Origin of the sequence: Streptomyces phytophilus (assembly GCF_013870535.1) — a bacterium.
Taxonomy (GTDB): Bacteria; Actinomycetota; Actinomycetes; order Streptomycetales; family Streptomycetaceae; genus Streptomyces; species Streptomyces phytophilus.
Genome location: NZ_JACBXC010001753.1, coordinates 1 through 703 on the forward strand (window position 1 = coordinate 1; position 703 = coordinate 703).

At 61.3% G+C, this 703-nt stretch carries 1 protein-coding gene; it reads left to right on the plus strand.

Annotation, left to right across the window (positions count from 1 at the left end; translation table 11 throughout):
• The coding region (locus tag H5J30_RS35740) for a Hint domain-containing protein (protein ID WP_309505732.1) at positions 1–703 on the plus strand (703 nt) is incomplete at both ends.

Here is a 703-nt window from a genome sequence, read left to right on the forward strand (position 1 = left end):
GATCACCCACGCCGACCCCACCGGACTCTTCTGGAAAGGCATCATCGACTTCATCCAGGAGACGGTGGAACGCGCCGTCATCCACCAGAACTCCACCCGAAACTCCCCCAGCGGTGGTGGCGGTGGCGGAGGAGGCACCACCCCGGCTACCCAGGCAACCTTCACGGCCGCCCCGTCAGGCGGGTGTGTGGGCATGTACGTGATGAAGTGCCTACCCGACATCAGCCAGTACTGGGAGGATGGCGAGCCCGTACGCGAAGCGGTTGAGGACCTCATGTTGCCGGACGTGGGAGGTGCGATTGACTGCGTGACCGCGCCAGGGCTGACCAAGGAATGCGGGGCAGCTTTCCTGGAGACTCCGTGGACCAAGGCCCTCGGCTCTGTGGCAAAAATCGGCAAAAGGATCGGCGATAAGATCCTGGATGCACGGAGAGCCAGGAAGGCCGAAGATCCGGATGTCAAACCAGGTTCCAAATCACCTAAGTGTGAAAGTAACAGCTTCACCGCCGGCACGCCGGTTCTGATGGCCGACGGCACCACAAAACCCATCGAAGACGTAAAGGTCGGCGACAAGGTACTCGCCACCGACCCCGAAACCGGCAAAACCAGTATCGAAACCGTCACAGCCGAGATCGTCGGCACCGGGTCCAAGAACCTGGTTCAGATCACCATCGACGTCGACGGCAAGCACGGGAAGAGGACC